Origin of the sequence: Thioalkalivibrio sp. ALE17 (genome assembly GCF_000425605.1) — a bacterium.
In the GTDB taxonomy this organism is placed as follows: Bacteria; Pseudomonadota; Gammaproteobacteria; order Ectothiorhodospirales; family Ectothiorhodospiraceae; genus Thioalkalivibrio.
Window position 1 is genome coordinate 117,128 of sequence record NZ_AUDT01000002.1, and the last position, 22,861, is coordinate 139,988.

The 22,861-nt window shown below is 67.9% G+C and carries 26 protein-coding genes; 16 read left to right on the forward strand and 10 right to left on the reverse strand.

Features of this window, described 5'->3' with window-relative positions:
- Positions 1–16: 16 nt before the first annotated feature.
- The 3 genes from cysQ to H609_RS0102220 form a co-directional block, all read right to left on the reverse strand.
- On the reverse strand, positions 17–850 hold the full coding sequence (cysQ, locus tag H609_RS0102210; RefSeq protein WP_028484206.1) for a 3'(2'),5'-bisphosphate nucleotidase CysQ: 834 nt from the start codon (positions 848–850) through the stop codon (positions 17–19).
- 85 nt (positions 851–935) lie between these two features.
- Positions 936–1,481 carry an ADP compounds hydrolase NudE gene (nudE, locus tag H609_RS0102215; RefSeq protein ID WP_018876889.1) on the reverse strand — a complete coding sequence of 182 codons (546 nt, stop codon included), beginning with the start codon at positions 1,479–1,481 and terminating at the stop codon, positions 936–938.
- 16 nt (positions 1,482–1,497) lie between these two features.
- Positions 1,498–2,211: an alpha/beta hydrolase gene (locus H609_RS0102220; protein WP_081659408.1), complete on the reverse strand. Its 714-nt coding sequence runs from the start codon at positions 2,209–2,211 to the stop codon at positions 1,498–1,500.
- Positions 2,212–2,243: 32 nt separating this feature from the next.
- Here H609_RS0102220 and H609_RS0102225 point away from each other — a divergent pair, with 32 nt between their 5' ends.
- Positions 2,244–2,984: an HAD family hydrolase gene (locus H609_RS0102225; RefSeq protein WP_028484208.1), complete on the forward strand. Its 741-nt coding sequence runs from the start codon at positions 2,244–2,246 to the stop codon at positions 2,982–2,984.
- On the opposite strand, the gene H609_RS0102230 is transcribed toward H609_RS0102225, so the two are convergent.
- Positions 2,977–3,216, reverse strand: coding sequence for a hypothetical protein (locus H609_RS0102230; RefSeq protein WP_018876886.1), 240 nt, complete (start codon positions 3,214–3,216; stop codon positions 2,977–2,979). The two genes, H609_RS0102225 and H609_RS0102230, sit on opposite strands and share 8 nt — an antisense overlap.
- Positions 3,213–3,854, reverse strand: a complete 642-nt coding sequence (locus H609_RS0102235) for a 7-cyano-7-deazaguanine synthase (protein WP_018881586.1) — start codon at positions 3,852–3,854, stop codon at positions 3,213–3,215. Before H609_RS0102235 ends, H609_RS0102230 begins: the two co-directional genes overlap by 4 nt.
- 43 nt (positions 3,855–3,897) lie before the next feature.
- Between H609_RS0102235 and H609_RS0102240 the strand changes: the two genes are divergently transcribed.
- Together H609_RS0102240 and H609_RS0102245 are read left to right on the forward strand one after the other, a co-directional pair.
- Positions 3,898–4,359 (forward strand): TerB family tellurite resistance protein, encoded by a 462-nt coding sequence (locus H609_RS0102240; RefSeq protein ID WP_018866706.1) that lies wholly within the window; start codon positions 3,898–3,900, stop codon positions 4,357–4,359.
- Positions 4,360–4,670: 311 nt separating this feature from the next.
- On the forward strand, positions 4,671–5,333 hold the full coding sequence (locus tag H609_RS0102245) for a sulfite exporter TauE/SafE family protein (protein ID WP_018866705.1): 663 nt from the start codon (positions 4,671–4,673) through the stop codon (positions 5,331–5,333).
- A gap of 49 nt (positions 5,334–5,382) precedes the next feature.
- Here the strand turns inward: H609_RS0102245 and H609_RS0102250 are convergent, their stop codons facing one another.
- From H609_RS0102250 to ppsA, 4 genes are all read right to left on the reverse strand, one after another.
- Positions 5,383–5,835 (reverse strand): DUF4426 domain-containing protein, encoded by a 453-nt coding sequence (locus H609_RS0102250; protein ID WP_018866704.1) that lies wholly within the window; start codon positions 5,833–5,835, stop codon positions 5,383–5,385.
- Between the two features lie 139 nt (positions 5,836–5,974).
- Positions 5,975–6,538 (reverse strand): YggT family protein, encoded by a 564-nt coding sequence (locus H609_RS0102255; protein ID WP_018866703.1) that lies wholly within the window; start codon positions 6,536–6,538, stop codon positions 5,975–5,977.
- An 87-nt stretch (positions 6,539–6,625) separates the two neighbouring features.
- A complete protein-coding gene (locus tag H609_RS0102260; protein ID WP_018866702.1) occupies positions 6,626–7,456 on the reverse strand; it encodes a pyruvate, water dikinase regulatory protein in 831 nt (276 codons plus the stop codon).
- Positions 7,449–9,821 (reverse strand): phosphoenolpyruvate synthase, encoded by a 2,373-nt coding sequence (ppsA, locus tag H609_RS0102265; protein ID WP_019558855.1) that lies wholly within the window; start codon positions 9,819–9,821, stop codon positions 7,449–7,451. Before ppsA ends, H609_RS0102260 begins: the two co-directional genes overlap by 8 nt.
- A gap of 123 nt (positions 9,822–9,944) precedes the next feature.
- On the opposite strand from ppsA, the gene H609_RS0102270 reads away from it, so the two are divergent.
- The 10 genes from H609_RS0102270 (at position 9,945) to H609_RS0102315 (ending at position 18,987) form a co-directional block, all read left to right on the forward strand.
- Positions 9,945–10,493: an ATP-dependent zinc protease gene (locus H609_RS0102270; RefSeq protein WP_038032928.1), complete on the forward strand. Its 549-nt coding sequence runs from the start codon at positions 9,945–9,947 to the stop codon at positions 10,491–10,493.
- Positions 10,490–12,025, forward strand: a complete 1,536-nt coding sequence (locus H609_RS0102275) for an inactive transglutaminase family protein (RefSeq protein WP_028484210.1) — start codon at positions 10,490–10,492, stop codon at positions 12,023–12,025. The genes H609_RS0102270 and H609_RS0102275 overlap by 4 nt, the downstream gene beginning before the upstream one ends.
- Entirely contained in the window at positions 12,025–13,053 is a 1,029-nt protein-coding gene (locus H609_RS0102280; RefSeq protein ID WP_018881857.1) for an alpha-L-glutamate ligase-like protein, read from the forward strand. The genes H609_RS0102275 and H609_RS0102280 overlap by 1 nt, the downstream gene beginning before the upstream one ends.
- A 49-nt stretch (positions 13,054–13,102) precedes the next feature.
- Positions 13,103–13,585 (forward strand): Fur family transcriptional regulator, encoded by a 483-nt coding sequence (locus H609_RS0102285; RefSeq protein ID WP_018866697.1) that lies wholly within the window; start codon positions 13,103–13,105, stop codon positions 13,583–13,585.
- Positions 13,586–13,625: 40 nt separating this feature from the next.
- Positions 13,626–14,153, forward strand: coding sequence for a DNA-deoxyinosine glycosylase (locus H609_RS0102290; RefSeq protein WP_028484211.1), 528 nt, complete (start codon positions 13,626–13,628; stop codon positions 14,151–14,153).
- A gap of 134 nt (positions 14,154–14,287) precedes the next feature.
- Positions 14,288–15,589, forward strand: a complete 1,302-nt coding sequence (locus tag H609_RS0102295) for a TonB-dependent receptor (RefSeq protein WP_018876879.1) — start codon at positions 14,288–14,290, stop codon at positions 15,587–15,589.
- Positions 15,590–15,696: 107 nt separating this feature from the next.
- Positions 15,697–16,623 carry a metal ABC transporter substrate-binding protein gene (locus tag H609_RS0102300; protein ID WP_018866694.1) on the forward strand — a complete coding sequence of 309 codons (927 nt, stop codon included), beginning with the start codon at positions 15,697–15,699 and terminating at the stop codon, positions 16,621–16,623.
- 91 nt (positions 16,624–16,714) lie between these two features.
- A complete protein-coding gene (locus H609_RS0102305; protein ID WP_018866693.1) occupies positions 16,715–17,314 on the forward strand; it encodes an ATP-binding cassette domain-containing protein in 600 nt (199 codons plus the stop codon).
- Positions 17,304–18,077, forward strand: coding sequence for a metal ABC transporter permease (locus H609_RS0102310; RefSeq protein WP_028484212.1), 774 nt, complete (start codon positions 17,304–17,306; stop codon positions 18,075–18,077). Before H609_RS0102305 ends, H609_RS0102310 begins: the two co-directional genes overlap by 11 nt.
- A gap of 31 nt (positions 18,078–18,108) precedes the next feature.
- Positions 18,109–18,987, forward strand: coding sequence for a class I SAM-dependent methyltransferase (locus H609_RS0102315; RefSeq protein ID WP_028484213.1), 879 nt, complete (start codon positions 18,109–18,111; stop codon positions 18,985–18,987).
- A 285-nt stretch (positions 18,988–19,272) separates the two neighbouring features.
- Here H609_RS0102315 and folE2 read toward each other — a convergent pair whose 3' ends face one another.
- Positions 19,273–20,217 (reverse strand): GTP cyclohydrolase FolE2, encoded by a 945-nt coding sequence (gene folE2 / locus H609_RS0102320; RefSeq protein WP_081618408.1) that lies wholly within the window; start codon positions 20,215–20,217, stop codon positions 19,273–19,275.
- Positions 20,218–20,332: 115 nt separating this feature from the next.
- Between folE2 and dksA the strand changes: the two genes are divergently transcribed.
- The 3 genes from dksA to H609_RS13655 all read left to right on the forward strand — a co-directional run bounded on the left by dksA (position 20,333) and on the right by H609_RS13655 (position 22,706).
- A complete protein-coding gene (dksA, locus tag H609_RS0102325) occupies positions 20,333–20,734 on the forward strand; it encodes an RNA polymerase-binding protein DksA (protein ID WP_017940914.1) in 402 nt (133 codons plus the stop codon).
- Between the two features lie 65 nt (positions 20,735–20,799).
- Positions 20,800–22,062, forward strand: a complete 1,263-nt coding sequence (gene zigA / locus H609_RS0102330; protein WP_028484214.1) for a zinc metallochaperone GTPase ZigA — start codon at positions 20,800–20,802, stop codon at positions 22,060–22,062.
- Entirely contained in the window at positions 22,059–22,706 is a 648-nt protein-coding gene (locus tag H609_RS13655; protein WP_081659409.1) for a DUF1826 domain-containing protein, read from the forward strand. Before zigA ends, H609_RS13655 begins: the two co-directional genes overlap by 4 nt.
- The last annotated feature ends 155 nt before the right edge of the window (positions 22,707–22,861 follow it).

The window sequence follows — 22,861 nt, forward strand, 5'->3', positions numbered from 1 at the left end:
GCGCTTAGAGTTTCCCTCAGGCCTCCGGCAATCCCAGGCGGCGCAGCCAGCCGTCGGGGTTGCCGGCGCACACCAGAAACTCGGGGTTCAGCAGGCTCTCGCGCGTGTTGTAGCGAAGCTCCTGGCCCTGGAGGTCGGTCACCCGGCCGCCGGCCGCCCGCACCACCGCATGGGCCGCCGCGGTATCCCATTCGCTGGTGGGCCCCAGGCGCGGATAGATATCGGCGGCGCCCTCGGCCACCAGGCACAGCTTCATCGAGCTGCCCATGCTGACCAGCTCGTGCGGGCCCAGCCGGTCCAGCGCGAGCTTCAGGCGTTCCGCCCCGTGCGAACGGCTGCCCGCCACCACGGGATGATCCGTGCCGATGCGCTCGCGGGCGACCGCAATCGTGCGCGGGGCCTGGTCTTCGTCCCGCCGGATCGCCACCCCGTCGCGGTGCCCGGCATACAGCCGCTTGAGCACCGGACACCAGACCACGCCGAGGACCGGCTCGTGGTTGTGAATCAGCGCCACGTTCACGGTGAACTCGCCATTGCGCTTCACGAACTCGCGGGTCCCGTCGAGGGGATCGATCAACCAGTAGGTCGACCACTGGCGACGCCGTGCGAAGGGCACGTCCTGCCCCTCCTCGGACAGCACCGGCCAGTCCGGGTCGATATCCGACAGCCCGCCGACCAGGATACGGTGGGCGGCCAGATCCGCCTCGGTCAGCGGCGAGTGGTCGGCCTTCTCGGTGACCGCGAAACGGGTCTCGTAGAGCTCGAGAATGGCGTGGCCGGCCGCGTCGGCCAGGCTCGAAACCTCGTGCATCAGGGCAGTCAGGGCCGCATCCTTCGGCGGAGCATGCATGGGGAACTCCCGTTTTCCCGGAACATTCCCCCTAGCTTGGCAGGGTTGCGGCCCCGGGGGAACACCGGCGCGCGCCAGGAGGCCTCTATCCGTCGAGGTAGTCGCGCACCATGTACAGGGCGGCAATGGAACGCGCCTCGGTCAGGTCCTCGCGTGCAACCAGCTCCGTCAGGCGGTCCAGCGACCAGGGCACCACCTCGATCGCCTCCGGCTCGTCGCCCTCTGCGGTCTCGGGATAGAGATCCTCGGCCAGCACCAGATGCGTCTGGTGGGCCATGTAGCCGGGCGCCACGGTCAACGCGCCCAGGTGGGTCAGGCGGTGTCCGGCGTGCCCCACCTCCTCCATGATCTCCCGGTTGGCGGCAGCCAGGATGTCTTCGCCCGCCTCGATCCGTCCCTTGGGCAGGCCCAGCTCGTAGCGGTGGGTGCCCGCGGCGTATTCGCGGATCAGGAGGATTGTCCGGTCGGCCTGCACCGGGGCGATGATCACCGCACCATGGCCGCGGCTGACCAGGCGCTCAAAGCAGGTGCGCGCGCCATTACTGAACTCGAGGTCCAGCTCTTCCACCTCGAACAGGCGACTGCTGGCGACCGTGCGTCGCCCCTGGACATCCGGCTTGTCTCGGCTCATGCGCCCTCCCGGGCGGTCAGTGGCTGTTGCGCAGACGCACCAGGGTCCGCAGTTCGCCCTCGAACAGGGTGTCGAACATGAACCCGTGATCGGAGGTCACCACCTCGAACCCGTCCTGCTCGGCCGGCTCGGTCTCCGCCAGGCGCAGATCCAGATCACCCCAGCTCACGGCCATGGTGACGCGCATCGGGAAATAGCCGTCGAGGAAGCGGCGAACGAACGGGCCGTTCTCCAGGCGATAGACGCCGTCCCCCTCGTGCTCGACGATCTTCATGCGCGCGGTCACACAGACCTCGGCGTCCTCCTCCACCCCGCGCAGATCCACACGATCGCCCTCGGCGCGCGCGGATTCGATGTTGCGGGTGGACTCGACCTGGAGTTCGTCGATGGTCGCCTCATTGTACACAATGACCATGCGCCGAATGGCCGCCACATCGTTGTGGCACTGGCGCAGATCGGCCCAACCGTCCTCCAGGGAGGAGGCCGTGATGCGGATCTGATTCTGGTGGTGATGCGGCGTCCGGTCCGGCTCCTCCAGCAGGAACGTCAGCTCCGGACTGGTCGTCTGGGTCTGGTCCGGGGAGACCGTCTCGCCCCACAGGGCGTCATCCTCAAGCGGATCGTAGTCCGGATCATCCGGGTCCATCGCCAGGGTGGGGCCTGGCAGGGCCAGAAGCGCGGCAAGAAGGGGCGCGGGCAGAAACCGCACCTGGGGTACCATGAGAGCCATAACCAATCCCCTCGATCATGTGGCCGTCTGCTGTGGACCCGCAAAACCCCGAAAAAAATCCACACGCCCCCGCGCTCGCCGTGGACTGGAGTCGCATCGACACCGTGCTGTTCGACATGGACGGCACGCTGCTCGACCTGCACTTCGACAACCGCTTCTGGCGCGAGCTGATCCCGCGGGAGTACATCCGCTGCCAGCCGGACGACCCGGAATGCGCACGCCGCCGCCTGGAGGACGAGATGCAGCGGGTGCGCGGCAAGCTGGAATGGTACTGCGTGGATCACTGGACGCGCTTCACCGGGCTGGACATCCTGGGCCTGAAACGTGAACTGGCCCATCATATCGCCCTGAAACCGCATGCCGATGCGTTGCTGGCCGCCCTGCAACGTGCCGGCCGACGGCGGGTGCTGGTGACCAATGCCCACCCGCAGGTCTACGCCTTCAAGCACCGGCTCACCCGCATCGGCGACCGCCTGGACACCATCGTCTCCGCCCACGATCTGGATTGCGCGAAGGAAGAGGCCGCGTTCTGGGAGCGCCTGCAGCGGGTCGCCCCCCATGACCCGGAGCGCACCCTGCTGGTGGACGACAACCTGCTGGCGCTGGCGAGCGCCGCCGGGGCGGGCATCGCAGAGCTGCGCGGCATGCGATACCCGGACGAGCGCGGCGAGCCCATGCACTCGGAGGACTTCGTGCTGCTGGAGTCGCTCGCGGACCTGATGTCCGGCCTGCCCGCCACGAGAGACAGGGCCGGCGATTCGGCGGCTACTTGACCGGGGTCGGCAGGTTGCGGATCAGGTCCAGGCGGATCTGCACCGGCCGGCCTTCGCACTCGCCATCCAGCCAGTGATAACCATCCGCCTCGCGCACTTCGCGGGGCGTTACCTTGCCCCACCAGGCTTGACTGGAACCGGGCTCGGCCCAGTTCAGTTGCAGGGTTTCGCCGGTGAGGATGGCGATCTCCAGACGCTCGGAGACATGGCGGGGAATGGCGGCATCGGTCATCGGGGTGCTTCGCGGTAGTCGGTCGGGTCGGGGATGCCGGCCGCGGCGAACGCGGCGCGCCGGGCCTGGCACTGCGGGCAGCGCCCGCAGTGGCGCGATTGTGCCAGAAGGCAGCTCCAGGTGCGGCGCCAGTCGATCCCCAGCGGATCCGTCGTGGCGATGATTTCCGCCTTCGACTGCTCGATCAGCGGCGCCTCGACCTGCAGATGCGGGACCAGGGTCCCGGCCAGCGCCGAGACCTGCTGCACGAACCCGGGCTGCGAACCCGGCCCATGCCCCTGATCCTCGCGGTTCAGGGCCAAAAGGATACGCCCGGCACCGTGGTGTTCGGCCAGGTTGACCGCCAGCGCCAGCACCAGCAGATTGCGCTGGGGCAACGGCACATGCCCGACCCAGTCGTTGCGCCGGGTGAAGGCCGCGCGCAGGGACTGCAGGTCCAGCGCGACGGGCGTCGCGCCGTAGACCCCGGCCAGATGCTCCACCGCCGCCCATTCGCGGGCCGCATTGCGCTGGCCATAGTCGACCCAGACGGCGCGCAGCACCTGGCCGGCTGCATGGCACTGCGCCAGCAGGGCGCTGCTCTCGATGCCGCCGGAGAGCAGGAGGAGATCGGGGGATTCGGGCCGAACGGATTCCATTCGGGCACCATACCGCACAGCGCGAGTAGACGGAGACCACGCGGTGATTGAACAACTACGCAGCCACTGGCAGCGCCTGCTGGGCGCCGAACGCAGCGATCGCGCCGAGGGCGATCCCGAACAGCGCCTGCAGCGCGCCGCCGCGGCCCTGATCATGGAAGTCTGCCGCGCCGACTTCGAACTGCGCGCGGAGGAGCTCGAATCGGTACGTGGCAGCCTGATCGAGTTGTTCCGCCTGGACAACGATACCGCCGATGCGCTGCTGGAGATCGCGCAGGAGGAGAGCGACGCGCTGATCTCCATCCACCCGATGGTGCGCGAGGTCAATGCGGCCTTCGATGCCGAGCAGAAGGCCGACATCCTGCGCGCCCTGTGGCGCGCCGCCTGGGCCAACCGCGACCTGCACAAGCGTCAGGAGGCGGTCATCCGGCACCTCGCGGACCTGCTCTACGTGCCGCACGCCACCTTCATCCGGACCAAGCACGAGGTCCTAGGGAAACACTGATTCATGTACACGCTCGCGTTGGCACCCCAGGTTCTTCGAGACAAGGCGCGTCGTGCAGCGGGTAGTGGTTCTACCCGCAAGCGGCGCAACGCCGTATCGGGGAACCTGGGGTGCCAACCCCACAAACCATTCAATGCAGGGGCTCGGCCGCTTTTGCGCGCGCACAGCGTTGCGGTTCCCTTGTGCAGAATGACTGCAGGGCAGTCACCGCGCCTTGTTCGCACGCAAAAGCGACTCGAGCGCGAGCGTATACATCAAGCAGTGTTTCCCTGGGCGATGCGGCCGATCCGGACTGACCGGGGCACGCACTGATGGGTGACCCGGGTACCCTGCTGGCCGCGCTGGCGGTGGGCATCCTCGGCGGCGTGCACTGCCTGGGGATGTGCGGCGGCATCGTCGGCGCAATCTCCATGGGCCACGGTCGCCGCGGGCCGGGGCTGGACCTGCTGCTGGCCTACAACCTCGGGCGCATGGCGAGCTATGTCGTCGCCGGGGCCCTGGCCGGGTGGCTGGGGGCCAGTCTGCTGGGCGGCCTGCCGGCCGGTCAGGCGATCCTGCAGGGCTTCGCCGCGGTCTTCCTGATCCTGCTCGGGTTCTATCTCGCCGGCTGGTGGCCGATCCTGGCGCGCCTGGAACAGGCCGGCGGGGTGCTGTGGCGGCGCATCGAGCCGCTGGGGCGACGCTTCCTGCCGGTGCGCCACGCCGGGCAGGCCCTGGTGGTCGGCGGGCTGTGGGGCTGGCTACCCTGCGGGCTGGTGTACAGCGTGCTGGCCTGGTCACTGGGCGCCGGCGGGGCCCTGGAGGGCGCCGCGCTGATGGGGGCCTTTGCTCTGGGCACGCTGCCCAATCTGCTGCTGATGGGGGTATTCGCCGCACGCCTGGCGGCCTTCGTGCGCCGCCCCTGGGTCCGCCGGATCGCCGGCGGCGGGGTCGCGCTGTATGGGGTCTGGATGCTGCTGAGTGTGGCGATGTGATCCCCCGCCCGGGCGGGCGGGGGATCATTCGGAAGGCCCCGGGCGGGGCTCAGTCCACGAAAAAGTCGCGCGAGAAGCGCACCGGCAGCACGCGTTCGCTGCCCGCCGGGGCGACATCGATCGCGAAGTCGAGGGTCTCGCCGCTGCGAACCGTCACCTCCGACAGGAAGTAGATGGCATCACCATCCTGGATCTCGCGGAAACGCAGGTTGCGCATCTGGTCGTTCATGTTGGTGGCCGACCCGGTGACCTCGGCGGAGACCGCCTGCAGACCGTTATCGCCCCGCTCCATCACGCTGACGTTGACCATCGCCCGGTTGGAACTGCGCCGCACGTCATAGGCCCGCGCGACCTCCGGCGACAGGAAGGTGGTGTTGATCACGTTGTAGTGGACGACGTAATTGTCGAACTCCGCCTCGTTGGCGGATGCGATCGAGCTGCCGAGAGCGACCGCCGCCAAAGCGACGAGAAAGCCGGTAAAGACCCGATGCACTCTTGCCATGGCTGACTCCTTTGCCTGATGGGGAAAGCGGGGCCCTGCGGAGACAGGCTCTCAGGTACCCCCGTCTTCGAGTCTAGCCGCTTTTGCTGCGATTGAAACCGGGGGTGGCGGCGCGCGTGCCGACCCCCGCTCGGCGGATTCAGAAAGAGCGGACGATAATCAGCAGGATATAGAGCCCGACCAGGGCAATCATCGGCGAAAAATCGATCGCACCGGTGTTCGGCAGGGCCCGGCGCAGCGGGCCGAGGATGGGACGGTTCACCGCGCCGGCCAGGCGCATGATGGGGTTGTTGGCGGCGCCGCCGCCCCCGGCCTGGATCCAGCTCATCACCACCTCGACGATCAGCGCGATGATGAAGACCCAGATCACGGTGGTCAGCAGCTCGCGGATCGCCACGGCCAGGATGAGCCCGAGCCCCACGTCCACGCCAACGATGAGCACGCGCAACCAGATCTCGATGAACTTGAGCACGATCATCAGCACGATCGCGGCGAGATCGACCCGCCCCACGGACGGAATCACCGGCCGCAGCACCCGCAGCGGCGGATCGGTCAGCATCACGATGGTCTGCGAGATCGGGTTGTAGTAGTCGGCCCGCACCAGGCCGAAGATCGTCCGCAGGATCAGCAGGATGATGTAGATCCCGAAGACAACGCTGACGAGGAAGATGGCGATCTCTTGTCCGGTTCCGGCGGCGGGCATGCGGGCTCCTTGCGGTGCAGCGAGTTAACCGCGCCCATTCTCCGGCAAGCCCGGCGGGATGCCAAGCTGTGACGCGACCGGCGCGGCTCAGCCGCCGCGGCGGGCATCCATGCAGTCGCGCACCCGGGTGGCGATCTCCTCGATCGACAGCTCGGTCACGTCCAGGTGCGGGATCCGCCAGGTGTCGAAGAACTCCTGGATCGCCACGCATTCCGCCCGGCACTGCGCCAGACTCGCGTAGCGGCTGTCGGGACGGCGCCCCTCGCGAATCTGCGCCAGGCGCTGTGGCGTAATGGTCAGGCCCACCAGTCGACCGCCGAGCCCCCGCAGCCCTTCGGGCATGTGCGGGATATCGCCCTGGTGCAGGTCCTCCGGGACCAGCGGGTAGTTGGCGGCAAACAGGGCGTAGTTCATCGCCAGATAGAGACTGGTGGGTGTCTTGCCGGAACGCGAGGCCCCCAGCAGCACGACGTCGGCGACCGACAGATCCTGAGTGGCCAGGCCATCATCATGGGCCAGGGTGTAGTTCAGCGCCTCGATGCGGCGGTCGTAGCGGCTGACGTCGCCCATGCCATGGGCCCGTCCGGACACGGACTGCGACGCGACCCCCAGCAGGCCCTCCAGTCGCTCCACCTGCTCGCCGAAGACATCGATCACCGGCACCGGGCAATGGCGCAGATCGGCCCGCAGGTCGGCATTCGCCAGGGTGGCGACCACCAGGGCCGGCTGCGGACCGGCCTCGGCCCGGGCGAACACGCCGGCCAGGCGGCCGGGGGTCTGCACGAATGGCAGTCGGTGCCAGGCCGGGTCGACATCCGGAAACTGGGTGAACAGCGAGCGCGCCAGCGTCTCCGCGGTGATCCCGGTCCCGTCCGAAACCAGGTAGACCTGCGGGCACTGGGCGGCGGCATCAGCCATTACCGGGCTCCCGCCCCTGTGCGAGCTGTTCCCAGGTGGACAACAGCGAATCGGGGTTCAGCGACAGCGACTCGATGCCCTCGTTCATCAGCCAGGCCGCCAGCTCCGGATAGTCGGACGGGGCCTGGCCGCAGATACCGACGTACTTGTCGGCGCGCCGGGCGGCCCGGATGGCCATACTCAGAAGCGCCTTCACCGCATCGTCGCGCTCGTCGAACGACTCCGCCACCAGTCCGGAGTCGCGGTCCACTCCCAGGGTCAGCTGGGTCAGATCGTTGGAGCCGATGGAGAAGCCGTCGAAATGCTCGAGAAAACGCGCCGCCAGCAGCGCGTTGGAGGGGATCTCGCACATCATCACGACCTTCAGGCCGTTCTCGCCGCGGCGCAGCCCCTCCTCGTCCAGCACCCGGATCACGTCCTCGGCCTCGGTCAGGGTGCGCACGAACGGGACCATGATCTGCACGTTGTCCAGGCCCATGTCGTCGCGCACCCGCCGCAGGGCCTCGCACTCCATCGCGAAGGCCGGGCGGAAGGTCTCCGAGCGGTAGCGCGAGGCCCCGCGAAAGCCAAGCATGGGGTTTTCTTCCTGCGGCTCGTAGCCGCGTCCCCCGATCAGGTGGGCGTACTCGTTGGACTTGAAGTCGGACAGGCGCACGATCACCGGCTCCGGGGCGAAGGCCGCCGCCAGCGTCGCGATGCCCTCGGACAGCTTGCGCACAAAGAACTCGCGCGGGCCGTCGTCGAACCCGCGCAAACGCTCGGCAATGCGCTCCTGGACCTCGGGGTCCAGGCGGCCCGGATCCTCGGCGTAGTCCAGCAGCGCCAGCGGGTGCACCCCGATGGTGCCGTTGATGATGAACTCCAGCCGCGCCAGGCCGATCCCGGCATGCGGAAGCTGCGAGAAGGCATAGGCACGACCCGGGTTGGCCACGTTCAGCATCAGTTTGACCGGCAGCTTCGGCAGTTCGCCGATGTCGGTCTTCTTCACCGTGTACTCGAGTGTGCCCGGATACACGTGACCATCATCCCCCTCGGCGCAGGAGACGGTCGCCTGCATCCCGTCGGAGAGCACCTCGGTCGCATTGCCGCAGCCCACTACCGCTGGGATGCCCATCTCGCGGGCGATGATCGCCGCGTGGCAGGTACGCCCGCCGCGGTTGGTGACGATCGCGGCGGAGCGCTTCATGATCGGTTCCCAGTCGGGATCGGTCATGTCCGCGACCAGGATGTCGCCTTCCTCCATGGTGTGCATGGCATCCGGGGAATCCAGCACGCGCACCACGCCGGCCCCGATCTTCGCGCCGATCGCCCGGCCCGTAACCAGCGGCTCCGCCTCGTGCGGCGCCAGTTCGTAGCGCTCGCCCGCGCCCAACTCGACGCGACTCTCCACGGTCTCCGGGCGCGCCTGCACGATAAACAGCTCGCCGGTCTCTCCGTCCTGCGCCCACTCGATGTCCATCGGCCGGCCGTAGTGCTGCTCGATCGCCACCGCAAAGCGCCCGAGCTGCTCGGCGTCGGCATCCGACAGGCAGAAGCGCTGGCGCAGGTCCTCCGGGGTGTCCTCGGTGCGCGTGCCATCCCCGGTCAGCACCATGCGCACCGCCTTGGTGCCGAGGGTGCGGCCGATGATGGCGCGCTTGCCGGCCGCCAGCGCCGGCTTGTAGACCTGATACTCGTCGGGATTCACCGCGCCCTGCACCACCGTCTCGCCGAGGCCCCAGGCCCCGGTAATGAACACCGCATCACGAAAGCCGCTCTCGGTATCCAGCGTGAAGATCACGCCGCTGGCGCCGACGTCGGAGCGCACCATGCGCTGGATACCGGCCGACAGCGCGACCTCGTCATGAGCGAAACCGTTGTGCACGCGATAGGCAATGGCGCGGTCGTTGTACAGGCTGGCGAAACACTCGCGCAGCCGCTGCAGCAGGGCGTCGATGCCGCGCACATTGAGAAAGGTCTCCTGCTGTCCGGCGAACGAGGCCTCGGGCAGGTCCTCGGCGGTCGCCGAGGAGCGCACCGCCACCGGGACCTCGTCCCCCAGTTGTGCGTAGTGTTCGCGCACCGCCTGTTCCAGCTCGGCCGGCAGTTCGGCCTGCTCGATCCAGCCGCGCACCTCGCGCCCGGCGGCGCGCAGCGCCTCGATGTCGTCGATATCCAGATCCGCCAGGCGAGCCTTGATCCGTTCATCCAGGCTGTCCTTCGCCAGCAGGGCGCGATAGGCATCCGCGGTGGTGGCGAACCCGCCCGGCACGCGCACCCCGGCCGCGCCCAGCTGTCCGAGCAGCTCCCCCAGAGACGCATTCTTGCCGCCCACCTTCGCGACATCGTTCATGGTCAGGTCGGCGAGATCGACTACCCAGTGCATGGCAACTCCTGGACTGCGGTGACCGGCCGGCACGAAGACGGCCGCGGGTTTGTGAACCCCTTAACAGGGGTGAACCACTATGATCAGCTAGACTTCGATGTTTTGTAACCTTCAGGAGACTGCGTGACTGCCCCAGCCGCCCGTCGTTCCAGCTTAACCCACTCCATCCTGCCGACCATGCTGCTCGGCTTGGCGTTCCTCGCGCAATCCGCCGTGGCCCACGAATCGGGCCCGTCCATGGCCATCCTGGGCGCGGTGGAGGACGTACAGATCGTCGAGGAAAACGTCGTGCTGGAGGCACGCATGGACACGGGTGCGACCTCCTCCTCCCTGAACGCGCTGAACAAGGAACGCTTCGAAAAGGACGGCGAGGACTGGATCCGCTTCGAGATCATCGATCCGGAAGACGAGGACGCCCGCATCACCCTCGAGCGCCCGATCGAACGGATCGTCCGTATCCGGCGCCACAGCGGCGAGTCGCAGGAGCGCCCGGTCGTGCGCATGGAGTTCTGCATTGGCAACCAGCTCCTGACCGCCGACACCAGCCTGATCGACCGCACGGCACTGACCTATCAGGCCCTGATCGGTCGCAGCCACATGGCCGGCCATATCCTGGTCGATTCCGGCGAGAAACACCTGCGCGCGCCCGACTGCGCGGCGGATGACCAGTGAAGCGCTTTCACCTGCCGATCCTGATCGTGCTGCTGAGCGCGGTCGGGCTCGGGGTCTTCGCCTACAAGGTCAGCGCGCTGGGCATGCCCCTGCAGCCGGACGCCACCGCCGAGACCTGGCAGGTGGAGGCACGGGTGCGCTATCAGCCCACCGGCGGCGCGGCCACGGTGGAGCTGCGCATCCCGCATCGCCTGCCCAATTTCTCCATTCTGGACGAAGGCTTCGTCTCGCGCGGCTACGGCCTGAACTCCATTACCCAGGCCGAGGATCGCCTGGCCCAGTGGACCACCCGCCAGCCACGCGGTGAACAGGTTCTCTACTACCGCGCCACGCTCTATCGCGACGGCAACGACCGCTCCGAGTCGGAGTACCCCGGGCCGGTGACCGTACCCGACTGGACCGAGCCCTTCCGTTCCGCCGCCGATGCCCTGATCGACGACGTACGCGGCCGTTCCTCGGATATCCAGAGCTTTGCCTCGGTGCTGGTCAATGACCTCGCCAACGCCGCCCCCGCATCCAACGCGGCGGTGTTCATCGAGAGCGACGACAACCGCACGCGCCGCACCGAGACCCTGATCGAACTGCTGGCCACCGCGCGGATCCCCGCGCGCCAGGTGACGGCCCTCCGGCTGGTCGATGGCCGCCGCGACATCGAGCCGCAGACCTGGCTGGAGGTCCACAACACCCGGCGCTGGGTCCCCATCGACCCGGAGACCGGCGAGATCGAGTATCCCGCGGACGTAGTCGTCTGGTCGCACGGCAGCGCCCCGCTGCTCGAGGTATCCAATGGCGAGGCCGCCGAGGTCCGGTTCGCGGTCTCGCGCGGGGTCCAGGATGCCCTGGCGACCATCCAGCGCTTCGGCGACACCCTGGACACCCGCATCCTCGACTTCTCCACCCTGAACCTGCCGCTGGGCACGCAGAACACCTACCGCGTGCTGCTGATGGTGCCCCTGGGTGCGATGATCATCGTGTTCCTGCGCAACGTGATCGGCATCCAGACCTTCGGCACCTTCATGCCGGTGCTGATCGCGCTGTCCTTCCGCGAAACCCAGCTGCTGGCCGGGATCATCCTGTTCACCCTGATCGTCGCACTGGGCCTGGCCGTGCGCTTCTACCTGGAGCACCTGCGGCTGCTCCTGGTGCCCCGTCTGGCGGCGGTGGTCAGCGTGGTCATCATGCTGATGCTCGGGATCAGCGTACTGTCGCATCAGCTGGGCTTCGAGCGGGCCCTGGCGCTGTCGCTGTTCCCGATGGTCATCCTCGCCATGACCATCGAGCGCATGTCCGTGGTCTGGGAGGAACACGGCCCGGCCGACGCCATCACCCAGGGCGTGGGCAGCCTGGTCGTGGCGGCCGCCGCGTACGGCCTGATGGCGAACCGTCAGCTGGAGCACCTGCTGTTCGTGTTCCCGGAATTGCTGCTGGTGCTGCTGGCCGTGACCCTGCTGCTCGGGCGTTACACCGGCTACCGCCTGACGGAACTGTTCCGCTTCGGCCGTATCCAGGACGCGATGCGGAGGCCCGACTGATGCCGGCCTGGTTCCCGCGCTTCGTGCGCCCGAAGCTGCTGAAGGAACAGGGCATCGTGGGCATGAACGCCCGCAATGCCCGCTACATCGCGGCCTGGAACTCCCGGCGCTTCTACCCGCGGGTGGACGACAAGCTGCAGACCAAAAAACTGGCGCTGGATGCCGGCTTGTCGGTGCCCGATCTCTACGGGGTCGTGCGCACCCACCGCCAGATCCGCGACGTACGCCGCCAGCTGCGGGACTACGAAGACGGCTTTGTGATCAAGCCAGCGCATGGCGCCGCGGGCGACGGCATCCTGGTGATCGAGGGCTGGCGCGGCGACCGGCCGCGCCGGGCGGGTGGCCGCGCCATGGAGCTGAGCGAGCTGGACGACCACATCTCCAACATCCTGTCAGGGATGTACAGCCTGGGCGGGCGCCCGGACGTCGCCATGATCGAACAGCGGGTGCGTTTTTCCTCGGTGTTCGACGCGGTCTCGCACCGGGGCGTGCCGGACATCCGCACGGTCGTCTATCGCGGCTACCCGGTCATGGCGATGATGCGCCTGCCGACCCAGGACTCCGACGGCAAGGCCAACCTGCACCAGGGCGCGGTCGGCACGGGCATCGACCTGGGCTCCGGCCGGACCATCGGCGGGGTGCGCTACAACAAGCCCTGCCGCGAACACCCTGACAGCGAGCAGAGCATCGTCGGTCTGCAGATTCCTGACTGGGGCCAGCTGATGGAGCTCGCCGCGGGCTGCTTCGAGCTGAGCCAGCTCGGCTACCTGGGAGTGGACGTGGTCATCGACGCCGACCGCGGACCGCTGATCCTGGAGCTCAATGCTCGCCCGGGGCTCGCCATCCAGATCGCCAATGGCGAGGGCCTGGACCACCGGATCACCGCCGTGGACGCGCACATGGTGGCGCGCGAGACCGAACCGGCGGCCGACCGCGCCCGCTGGTCCGCCGAGATCTTCGCCCGTCCCAACGCCACGCGCCCCGAACAGCCCGACCCGGAGCCCGCGGCCGATGCCGAACCCGCCTGATGCCCGGGGCGGTTACGGACGCGATGAGTGTTTGGGCTATGCTAGGCGCATGACTGCCGCCGCCGAGACCCAGACGCCGGACATCGAACAGGCCCTTGCCGACGCCGAACGCGTCTGTGCCCGCCAGGGTGCGCGCCTGACCGAGCAGCGCCGGCGCATCCTCGAACAGATCCTGCGCACCGAGGGCGTGATCAAGGCCTACGACCTGATCCACGCCCTGTCCTCCGACGATCACAGCATCAAGCCGCCGACGGTCTACCGCACCCTGGCCTTCCTGCTGGAGCAGGGGCTGATCCACCGCATCGAGAGCCTCAATGGATTCGTCGCCTGCTCGCATCCCGGGGAGCGCCACGAATCCGCGTTGATGATCTGCGACGGCTGCGGCCAGATCACCGAGTTCCACACCCCGGAACCGGCCAGCCGCGCACTGGAAGAGGAGGCCGAGGTACAGGACTTCGCCATCGAGTCGCGCATGGTGGAACTGCACGGCCAGTGCGGCGACTGCCGTCGGAGTCAGCAGGACCGCGCCTGACACCGCCCCACCCTCTCAGCCCGCTCGCTTCCACCTTCCTGTGACCGCAGGCTCAGCCACCCTTGAAGCGTTCCCGCCGATCCTGCGAGCGGATACCCGACTGGTCGTGCTGGGCAGCTTTCCCGGCGTGGCGTCGCTGGAGGCCCGGGCCTACTACGCCCACCCGCGCAACCAGTTCTGGCCCATTGCCGGGCAGATCCTCGGCGAACCCTTCCCGGAGCTGGACTACCCGGAGCGCATCCAGCGCCTGCTCGACCACGGCGTGGGCCTCTGGGACGTCTACGGGGCCTGCTCGCGCGAGGGGAGCCTGGACAGCGCCATCCGCGAACCGGTCCCCAACGATCTGGCCCGCCTGACCCGCGAGGCCCCGGGCCTGCGCGTGATCATCCACAACGGCGCCGAGAGCGCGCGGCGCATCCGCGAGACCCGCGCCCTGGGCGTCGAGGCCCTACGGCTGCCCTCCACCAGCCCCGCCAACGCCCGCCTGAACCTGACCGAAAAGCTGGAGCCCTGGCGCGCGGCGTTCGCCCGCGCGGGCCTCCCCCGAGACCGATCCGCCACAAGCTGACTGGCTGGAACGGGGTTGAACCCAGGGTTGTTATTGTATAACGTTCATGCCTTGACGTTACGCTATAACAACTCACCTTCATCGGCGGACCCACTGATCCTGGCTGCAGTCTGCCGTGCAACAAGGAGCTCGACATGTCCCGCGCCCCATACGCCCGCCCCGTCCTTGCCGGACTCACCGCCCTGGCCCTCGCCGCCCCCGGGGCCGCTGCCGCGCAATGGAGCGCCCAGTCCGAAGACCGTTCCTGGGGTCTGGACGTTTCGCTGATCCTGGAAGGCGTCTACTACAACGAACTCTCGCACGGGATCGACGAACCCGCCGGCTTCGACGATGGCCACGACCACGGCCATGGTCACGACCACGGACACGATCATGGCTTCGACGACGGATTCAACCTGGGCCACAGCGAGCTGGTCTTCCAGGCCAACCTGGGCGACCTGTTCGACGGCGTGCTGATGCTCGGCTTCGACGACAGCGACATCGAAGTCGAAGAGGCCTACCTGACTACCCGCGCCCTGCCCGGCGGCTTCCAGATCAAGGCCGGTAAGTTCCTGTCCGATATCGGGTACATCAACAGCCGCCACGGCCACGACTGGGACTTCGTCGACCGTCCGCTGGTAAACGAGTACATCTTCGGCGACCACGGCCTCCAGGAAACCGGCGTCCAGGCCACCTGGGTCGCACCGACCGAGGCCTACACCCAACTCGGGGTGGAACTGCTGCAGGGCGAAACCAGCGGAATCGCCAACTACGAGGGTAGTCAGTCGGCGCTCAACGGTCAGGAACGCATTCTTCGGGACCGCTCCGGCCCGCGCCTGGTCACCGCCTTCGCCAAGTTCGGCCCGGATCTTGGCCCTGACCACGCCGCGCAGTTCGGCGTCTCCGGTGGCTACGCCCGCAGCTATCAGGTGACGGACGAGCACTCCACCCGCTTCGAGGACTGGGACGGCAGCGCCTGGTTCGCCGGCCTGGATGCCGTCTACAAGTACAGCGCCGGGCGCGCCTACGGCCATGGCGACTGGCGGCTGCAGGGCGAGTACTTCTACCGCGAAATCGACGTCGACCGCCGTGACGTGAACTTCGAGGCAGACGGCAATGGCCCCGTGGGTTTCGTGCGCAACGAGCAAAGCTTCAAGAACAAGCAGGACGGTATCTACGTCCAGGGCGTCTACGGCTTTGCCCCGCGCTGGGAGGCCGGTCTTCGCGCCGAGGCCCTTGGCCTGACCAACGACGTCGGCCGCGGCGACGGCGACTCCTTCGGTACCTCCTATCGCCACTCCGCCCAGGTCACTTTCCGCCCGGTGGAGCCGGTGTTCCTGCGCGCCCAGCTGTCGCAGAATGACTTCATCGATGACGACGGCCACCGCGACCGCGGGCTGGAGTTCATGCTGCAGCTGAACGTAGCCCTCGGCGCCCACGGCGCCCATCGCTTCTGATGCCCACTCGCGCGGGCCCGCCCGGGCCCGCTCGCTTCCGCCCGTGTCGGCCAATCCGGCCGGCATCGGTACCGTGCTAGCACACCATATCCCCCAAGGAGTCCCGCATGTTCTTTCGCAAGACTCGCACCCGCAGCACCCGGTGGCTGATTTCCATCGCCGCCCTTACCCTGACCGCGCTGGTCCTGGCGCCCGCCCAGGCCGCGGCCGGTCTTAACGTCGTCGCCACCACCTCCAGCCTCGGCGCCCTGGCCCGCGAAATTGGCGGCGACCAGGCCGAGGTCCGCGTACTCGCGCCACCGGACCGCGACGCCCACTATCTCGATGCCCGCCCCAGCTTCATGGCCGCCCTGCGCCGGGCCGACATGCTGCTGGAGCTGGGCGCCGGCCTGGAAGAGGGCTGGCTGCCGGCCGCGCAGCGGGGTGCCAGCAACCGTGCCATCAATTCCGGGCAGCCGGGGCACTTCCGCGCTGCGGACATGATCGAGCTGCGCCGCTCCATCACCATGGATGGCCCGAACATGGGGCACGTGCATGAAGAGGGGAACCCGCACTTCAACGCCGACCCGCGGCGCATGGCCGAACTCGCCCTCGCACTGGGCCAGCGCATGGGCGAACTGCGTCCGGACCATGCCGACAGCTTCATGGAGCGAGCGGAACGCACCGCCGACCGCCTGCGTACACACGCCGAGACGCTGGCCGAGCAGGTCGTGCCGGAGCAGCGCATCGTGGTCTACCACGAGGACCTCGACTATCTGGAAGAGTGGCTGCCGGTCGAGATCGTCGGCTATCTGGAACCGGCGCCGGGGATCCCGCCCACCGCGCGCCATCTGCGCAGCCTCGTGGATGATCTCGAAGGCACCGAGGGCACTGTCCTGTACGCCGAGTTCCAGCCGCCTCGCGGCGCCGAATTCCTCGAACGCAACCTGGGCTGGCCGAGCCATGCGGTCCCTCTGGATCCGCCGGCCGACTCCAGCCTGGATGGGTACCTGGACCTGATGACCACCTGGGCGCGAACGCTGCCCCAACGCTAACCCGGGGCGAAACATCTTCCTCACGATCGGGCCCGGAAAATGCTTTCCGGGCCCGATATCATTCAGGCCCCTCCAACGATTTCGAGTCCGCATGCCCCCTCAAACCGCGCTGCACGCAGAGGCCGCGCACCTCGGCTTTGATCGTCCGGTGCTGGGCCCGCTGTCCCTCGACGTACCCACGGGGGCCCGATGGGCCCTGACCGGCCCCAATGGCATCGGCAAGTCGCTGCTGCTGAAGGCCGTAACCGGCCAGGCTCGGGTCCACTCAGGCACCCTGCGGCTTGGCCCCGCGACGCGTGTCAGCCTGCTGGCGCAGGACCACCCCCGGCGGGACCCCTGGCCCTTGTGCGGTCACGACTGGTTCAGGGCGATGGGCGCCACCCCGCCCGATCAACCCCGGGTGCAGGCCTTGCTGGATCGTCGCCTCGACCGCCTGAGTGGCGGCCAGTGGCAGTTGCTGCGCCTGGCCGCGGCCCTGCACAGCAGCGCCCACCGGCCACCGGGGGAACGCCTGGTCCTTCTGGACGAGCCCGCCAACCACCTCGACGCCGAGGTGCGCGGCGATGCGGTCGACCTGATTACCTCCCTCCCGGCTGCTACGACACTGGTGATGACCAGCCACGACGACGAGTTCCTGCAGGCCGTCGGGGTCGAGAGCCATCCATTGACGGACTACCTCGATGCTCGGTGACCTGCTGTTCGAACCGTTTGTCTCCGGACTGCTGATCACAGGCGTCCTCGCCCTGGCCGGGGCCGGCCTGTTCCTGCGCGGGTCGGTCTGGCAGGCCCTGGCGCTCGGGCAGTGGGCCGCGGCCGGGGGCGTCCTGGCGTCGATCGTGCACTGGCCGGTACTGCCCGTGGCCCTGGCACTCGGTGCCGCAGTGATGGCCCTTTTGCAACGCAGCCCCGACCGCGAGCGCCTGCCGCTGGCCGTTTTTCTGGCCGGACTGGCGGCAGTGACATTGCTGGCCGCCAATTTCGCGCAGGCCAGCCTCGCCGCGGCCGCCTGGGCCGAGGGCCAGCTGTACTTCGCCGGACCGCGCGAACTATGGGCAGTGGTCGCGCTCGGGTTGGCCAGCCTCGTGTTCGCGCCCGGGCTGTACCACGTCTGGCGACACGCACAGCTCGCCCCCGACGTCCCCGGCACGCGCAGCCCGCGCACGTGGCTGCGCCTCACGGAGATCGCCTGGCTGGTGGCCGCAGTGGTGCTGGGCAGCATGGTGCTGGGCCTGCCCGCTGCCCTCGCCACGCTGCTCCTGCCCGCCTGGGGCGCCGCCTATCTCGCACGCAATCTGCGCGGATTGTTCCTGTGGGCCCAGGCCCTGGCCCTCGCGGGCTTCCTGATCGCCTGGAGCGTCAGCCTGCCGCTGGATCAGCCGTTTGCGCCGGTACTCGTCCTGGTCAATGTCGGCCTCGCCCTGGCGGCCCGACTGCTCGCAATGTCACGTCCCTGAAACGATCAAGAAGTCACCGCGGAGCAGAATCATGCCCCCGAAGCCAACCTCCCATGGCGTACCCCCATCCGGCGGGCCGAAGCGCCAGGGCACCCACTCGCCGATCTTCCGGGCGATCGAGAAGCTGCAGGGCGACCGACCCTGGGGAAGTGTGCTCGATGCCGGCACCGGACGCGCATCCATCGAGTGGATCTGTGCGCTGGAGACCGAGCGCTGGACCGCCGTCACGGCCTCGCAGGAGATGGCGAACACGGTGAAGAAGGCGGCAGGAAAAGACCGACGACGCGAAGATCGCATCCTCGTCGGCAACTGGATGTCGGACCAGCTGCTGTTCGGCGAGCGCTTCGACACCGTCCTGCTCGACTACTTCATCGGAGCAATCGAGGGCTTCTCGCCCTACTGGCAGGACCGCGCGCTGCATCGACAGCGGCCTCATGTGGGCGAGCGGCTGTATCTCGTCGGCGTGGAACCCTATGTACTGACCGAACCCAAGACCGAGTCTGACCGCATCGTGCGCGAAATCGGTCGCCTGCGGGATGCCTGCCTGCTGCTCGCGGGGAACCGCCCCTATCGCGAATACCCTTCGTCCTGGGTCATGCGCCATCTCGGAATCGCCGGCTTCCGGGTTCTGGATGTCCGCTATTTCCCGATTCACTACCGCGAGCGCTTCGTCAACGGCCAGCTCGACCTGTGCCTGCGCCAGCTGTCGCACTTCAATGACGATGGCCTGGCAAAGGCCATGCACCAGAAGATCGAGGCGCTGCGGGAAACCGCCCTGCCGCTGGCCCGAAGCAAGGAGGGCCTGCGGCACGGGGCGGATTACCTGATCACGGCCGAGCCGATGGCCGACCGGCATCGCAGCCTGCCCGACGCGGCAGGCACCTCTCAGTCAGTGCCGTCCGGGCCGTAGCACGGGCTACGCCATCGCCCCCCTGGGCCCGAGCAGGCCTCAGTCCGCTTGACAATGCACCGCAAGTGCGTATGATTCTCATTTCGATGCGCAGCCCGGACAGCTGTGTGTCGCCAGGACGAAAGGTGACTTCCTGCCTTTGGTCTCTCCAACCTCCGTAAGCATTGCCGCCGGATTGCGTTTCCGGCGGCTTTTTTACGTGTCCACACGCTTGCCGAAGAGCGACCTGGCAGATGCCTGACCAACCCCACCGCCTTGTGGCGGTCCACGCTCCGACTGGCTGCTTCAGCGTTCCGCTGACGGCAGACGCACGACCCGCGCCACGGCGTCGTGTGCATGCAGGCTCTCGCGGTGGCGAACCTGGATGCGATAGCCGCGGGCGTAGTACTCCGGGCGCAGGGCGCTGTCCAGGCGCCGTACGGCGTCTTCGCAGAACATCAGGTTGCGGCCGTTGGCGAGCGCGAAGGCCTTCTCGTCCACGCGCTTTACCGCCGTTTGCAGGGCGGTGCCCAGCGCCTGTTCCACGCGATCAATCAGATCGGGCAGGGGCAGCGTTGAGACCAGCGGTTCCAGACCGACCGTGACGGTTGCCTCGCTGCGCTGGCTGTGGGGCGTCGCGACGATCCCCTCGGCCCGGCCCAGCCATTCGCGCACGGTTGCCGCATCCACGGCCGCTCGCGTGAAGTCACGGTCGAACTGCTCCTGGATCGCCTGCCGCGCCAGGGCGGCGGAGCACGGACAGGTGGAGGAATAGCCCACCTGAACCTCCAGCTCCAGAGACACCGCCCCGGACTCGCTGCGCGCAGCGATCCGGAACGGGTAGCGCTTCCAGCCCGCGGCGGCACTGACCAGGGCCGGCCGTTCCAGCGGCAGCTCCCCGGCCAGACGGACCTCGGCCACGCTGGACAGGCCATCGTGCGAAGCCAGAAACGCTTCGAGCACGCCCCACAGCCGCGCAACGTCCAGCTCGCGGGACTCCAGCTGTCGCAGGGCCCCGTAGAGCCGTGACATATGGATACCGCGCGCGCCCGCGTCGTCGAGGCTCACCCCCGCGCTTGCCCGGGCGATCACTGGCTGGCCGGTCAGATACAGCGGAAGGGTGATGTCTTCCATACCCACCCAGTCGAGCGCGGAGGCGTGCGTAGCAGCCGACGCGGCAATATCCGGTAGCGGATCGGTCGCGGAGGTTTCCGTATCCGGCGAGGCCGGAGACACACAGGTAGAGGACATAAGACACCTTTTTGCAGGCGGGTCGACCCCATCACAGGACGGTGGCCGATCCGTGTTGTCGGGGCGCAATCGAAACGTTATGGTATAACATCCTGATCGCAACCGACGGAACCCCATGACCCGCGACGAACTGCTGGCCATGCCTGCCGCGGCCTACATGAACGAGGCCCAACTCGCGTACTTCCGCGAGCGCCTGCTCGAAATGCGCGACGAGATCCTGGCCGACATGGAGGGCGCCCGGGACGGACTGCGCGACAACGAGCGCACCCCGGACGAGCTTGACCGCGCGGCAATGGAGGAGTCGCGCCTCCTGTCGATGCGGGTGCAGGAGCGCGAAGGCCGCCTGCTGCGAAAGATCGATGCGGCCCTGCATCGCATCGAAACCGGCGATTACGGCTACTGCGAGGTAAGCGGCGAACCGATCGGCCTGCCCCGCCTGCTGGCACGCCCGACGGCGACCCTCTGCATCGAGGTCAAGGAACGCCAGGAAAAGGCCGAACACGTGTTCGTTCGCTGAGCCTGCCCAACCCTTCCATCCGGGCGCATTCCGGCGCCCGGGCATCCCGACTCCCTGGAGGTACCATGAAACGTCTGCCCGTCACCGTCCTCTCCGGCTTTCTCGGCGCCGGCAAGACCACACTGCTAAACAATATCCTGCACAATCAGGCAGGCCTGCGCGTCGCCGTGATCGTCAACGACATGAGCGAGGTGAATATCGATAGCGCCATGATCCGTGGCGGTCAGGACGCGGTTACCCGCACCGACGCCCGTATGGTCGAGATGACCAACGGCTGTATCTGCTGCACGTTGCGCGACGACCTGCTGGTGGAGGTGCGCCGCCTCGCCGAATCCGGGCAGTACGACTACCTGGTCATCGAATCCACCGGCATTTCCGAGCCCATGCCGGTCGCGGCCACCTTCGCCTTCCGCGACGAAGACGGCCAGTCCCTGGACGATGTCGCCCGCCTCGACACGATGGTCACGGTGGTGGATGCAGGTGCCCTGCTGCAGGACTACGCGTCCAGCGATTTTCTGGGCGACCGCGGCGAATCCCTGGGGGAGGAAGACGACCGTACCGTCGTTGACCTGCTGGTGGATCAGATCGAGTTCGCGGACGTCATTGTCCTGAACAAGGTGGATCGCCCGTCGCCGGAACAACTGGATACCGTCCGCAGCGTCGTGCGCGCCCTTAACCGGGACGCCAGAATCATCGAAACCACACACGGCCAGGTCGCGCCGGAGTCCCTGCTGGGCACCGGACGCTTCGACTTCGACCGCGCGTCCCAGGCCGCCGGCTGGGCCCAGGAGATGATGGGTGGCCACACCCCGGAGACCGAGGAATACGGCATCTCCAGCATCGTATACCGCGTCAATCGGCCATTTCATCCGGAGCGCTTTTTTGCCCTGCTGCACGAGGAATGGCCCGGCATCATCCGCAGCAAGGGCTGGTTCTGGCTGGCCTCGCGCCCCGACTGGGCCGGCACATTGTCTCAGGCCGGCGGGGCGCTGACCCACCACGCTGCCGGGTTCTGGTGGGCTGCCGTATCCCCGGAGCAGCGCCCCACCCACGAAGACTGGTGGGAGACGGCGATCGCGCCGGTCTGGGATGACCGTTTCGGGGACCGACGCCAGGAGATCGTACTGATCGGGATCCACATGGACGCGGATGCGATGCGCAGACGTCTCGACGCCTGCCTGCTCACCGACGACGAGATGCTGGAAGGCCCGGAACGCTGGCTGAGCTACGCGGATCCCTTCCCGGTCTGGCGCCTGGGGTCCGAGACCGCCGAGCCCGAGGTGGATGCCCCGGAAACCAGAGAGTCCCGCCCGGACGTAACCGCATGAACACTGCGCGAACGTCGCAGCCGGTCGAGCGCGCGCCGTCAAGGCACCGCTTCGTCGACCGCGCCGCCGAGCTCAAGGGCATTCACCGCCACGATGTGAACGCGCTGATCTGGCGCCGAAGCCTGGATCCGCAACTCCGGGACCAGGCCCGGGCGCTGCTGTCCCGCGGCCCCGGGATGGTTCTGGACATCCACTGCCGACCGGACCAGGTGCGCGAACGGTTGCACGGCGCGATCGACCACGCACCGTTCAGGATTCATCGTCTGGCATACGATCTGGAGCGCCTGGCGCACAACTTTGCGGTCGTCGCGCATGCGATCAGTGTCCGCCTCCAGCTCGAAGTGCTGGCCCACCAGCCATGCCCGCTGTTTCACGTGGACAACAACGTGCTGCGGATGGTCTGCAGCTACACCGGCCCCGGAACCGAATATGCAGACGACCGTTTCCTGAACCGCGACCGGCTCCGTTGCGGCGACAACGAGGGCGTTCTTGCAGGCCATCCGCCCTTGGCGCTTGAGTGCGGATCCGTGATCCTCATGAAAGGGGAACGCTCACCCACGTGCGGGGGGCTTGGAGCCGTCCATCGCTCGCCGCCGGTTGCGGGAGATCAACAGCGCCTGCTCGTACGACTCGACCACCCCTGACCCTCAAGCCAGTCGGACCCGGGACGGATCTGCTGCGCGTCTGGCAGAGTCAGTCCGTCAGGCTCCCCCGAGGAGACACTGACGGCCCTCGGTCCTCTGCCCCGGGCAGGGCCGGAGAAAGCGGACCGGCCCACAGAATCCGTCAATCTTTATGA

Excerpts from the sequence above, each read along its gene's own strand:
- H609_RS13655 (WP_081659409.1), top strand. The coding sequence starts at position 22,059 with ATGAACACTGCGCGAACGTCGCAGCCGGTCGAGCGCGCGCCGTCAAGG.
- dksA (WP_017940914.1), top strand. The coding sequence starts at position 20,333 with ATGACCCGCGACGAACTGCTGGCCATGCCTGCCGCGGCCTACATGAAC.
- nudE (WP_018876889.1), bottom strand. The coding sequence starts at position 1,481 with ATGAGCCGAGACAAGCCGGATGTCCAGGGGCGACGCACGGTCGCCAGC.
- H609_RS0102230 (WP_018876886.1), bottom strand. The coding sequence starts at position 3,216 with ATGACCGATGCCGCCATTCCCCGCCATGTCTCCGAGCGTCTGGAGATC.
- H609_RS0102305 (WP_018866693.1), top strand. The coding sequence starts at position 16,715 with ATGCCCCCTCAAACCGCGCTGCACGCAGAGGCCGCGCACCTCGGCTTT.
- H609_RS0102285 (WP_018866697.1), top strand. The coding sequence starts at position 13,103 with ATGACTGCCGCCGCCGAGACCCAGACGCCGGACATCGAACAGGCCCTT.
- H609_RS0102295 (WP_018876879.1), top strand. The coding sequence starts at position 14,288 with ATGTCCCGCGCCCCATACGCCCGCCCCGTCCTTGCCGGACTCACCGCC.
- H609_RS0102250 (WP_018866704.1), bottom strand. The coding sequence starts at position 5,835 with ATGGCAAGAGTGCATCGGGTCTTTACCGGCTTTCTCGTCGCTTTGGCG.
- H609_RS0102235 (WP_018881586.1), bottom strand. The coding sequence starts at position 3,854 with ATGGAATCCGTTCGGCCCGAATCCCCCGATCTCCTCCTGCTCTCCGGC.
- H609_RS0102255 (WP_018866703.1), bottom strand. The coding sequence starts at position 6,538 with ATGCCCGCCGCCGGAACCGGACAAGAGATCGCCATCTTCCTCGTCAGC.
- cysQ (WP_028484206.1), bottom strand. The coding sequence starts at position 850 with ATGCATGCTCCGCCGAAGGATGCGGCCCTGACTGCCCTGATGCACGAG.
- H609_RS0102300 (WP_018866694.1), top strand. The coding sequence starts at position 15,697 with ATGTTCTTTCGCAAGACTCGCACCCGCAGCACCCGGTGGCTGATTTCC.
- H609_RS0102220 (WP_081659408.1), bottom strand. The coding sequence starts at position 2,211 with ATGGCTCTCATGGTACCCCAGGTGCGGTTTCTGCCCGCGCCCCTTCTT.
- ppsA (WP_019558855.1), bottom strand. The coding sequence starts at position 9,821 with ATGCACTGGGTAGTCGATCTCGCCGACCTGACCATGAACGATGTCGCG.
- folE2 (WP_081618408.1), bottom strand. The coding sequence starts at position 20,217 with ATGTCCTCTACCTGTGTGTCTCCGGCCTCGCCGGATACGGAAACCTCC.
- H609_RS0102310 (WP_028484212.1), top strand. The coding sequence starts at position 17,304 with ATGCTCGGTGACCTGCTGTTCGAACCGTTTGTCTCCGGACTGCTGATC.
- zigA (WP_028484214.1), top strand. The coding sequence starts at position 20,800 with ATGAAACGTCTGCCCGTCACCGTCCTCTCCGGCTTTCTCGGCGCCGGC.
- H609_RS0102280 (WP_018881857.1), top strand. The coding sequence starts at position 12,025 with ATGCCGGCCTGGTTCCCGCGCTTCGTGCGCCCGAAGCTGCTGAAGGAA.
- H609_RS0102260 (WP_018866702.1), bottom strand. The coding sequence starts at position 7,456 with ATGGCTGATGCCGCCGCCCAGTGCCCGCAGGTCTACCTGGTTTCGGAC.
- H609_RS0102245 (WP_018866705.1), top strand. The coding sequence starts at position 4,671 with ATGGGTGACCCGGGTACCCTGCTGGCCGCGCTGGCGGTGGGCATCCTC.
- H609_RS0102315 (WP_028484213.1), top strand. The coding sequence starts at position 18,109 with ATGCCCCCGAAGCCAACCTCCCATGGCGTACCCCCATCCGGCGGGCCG.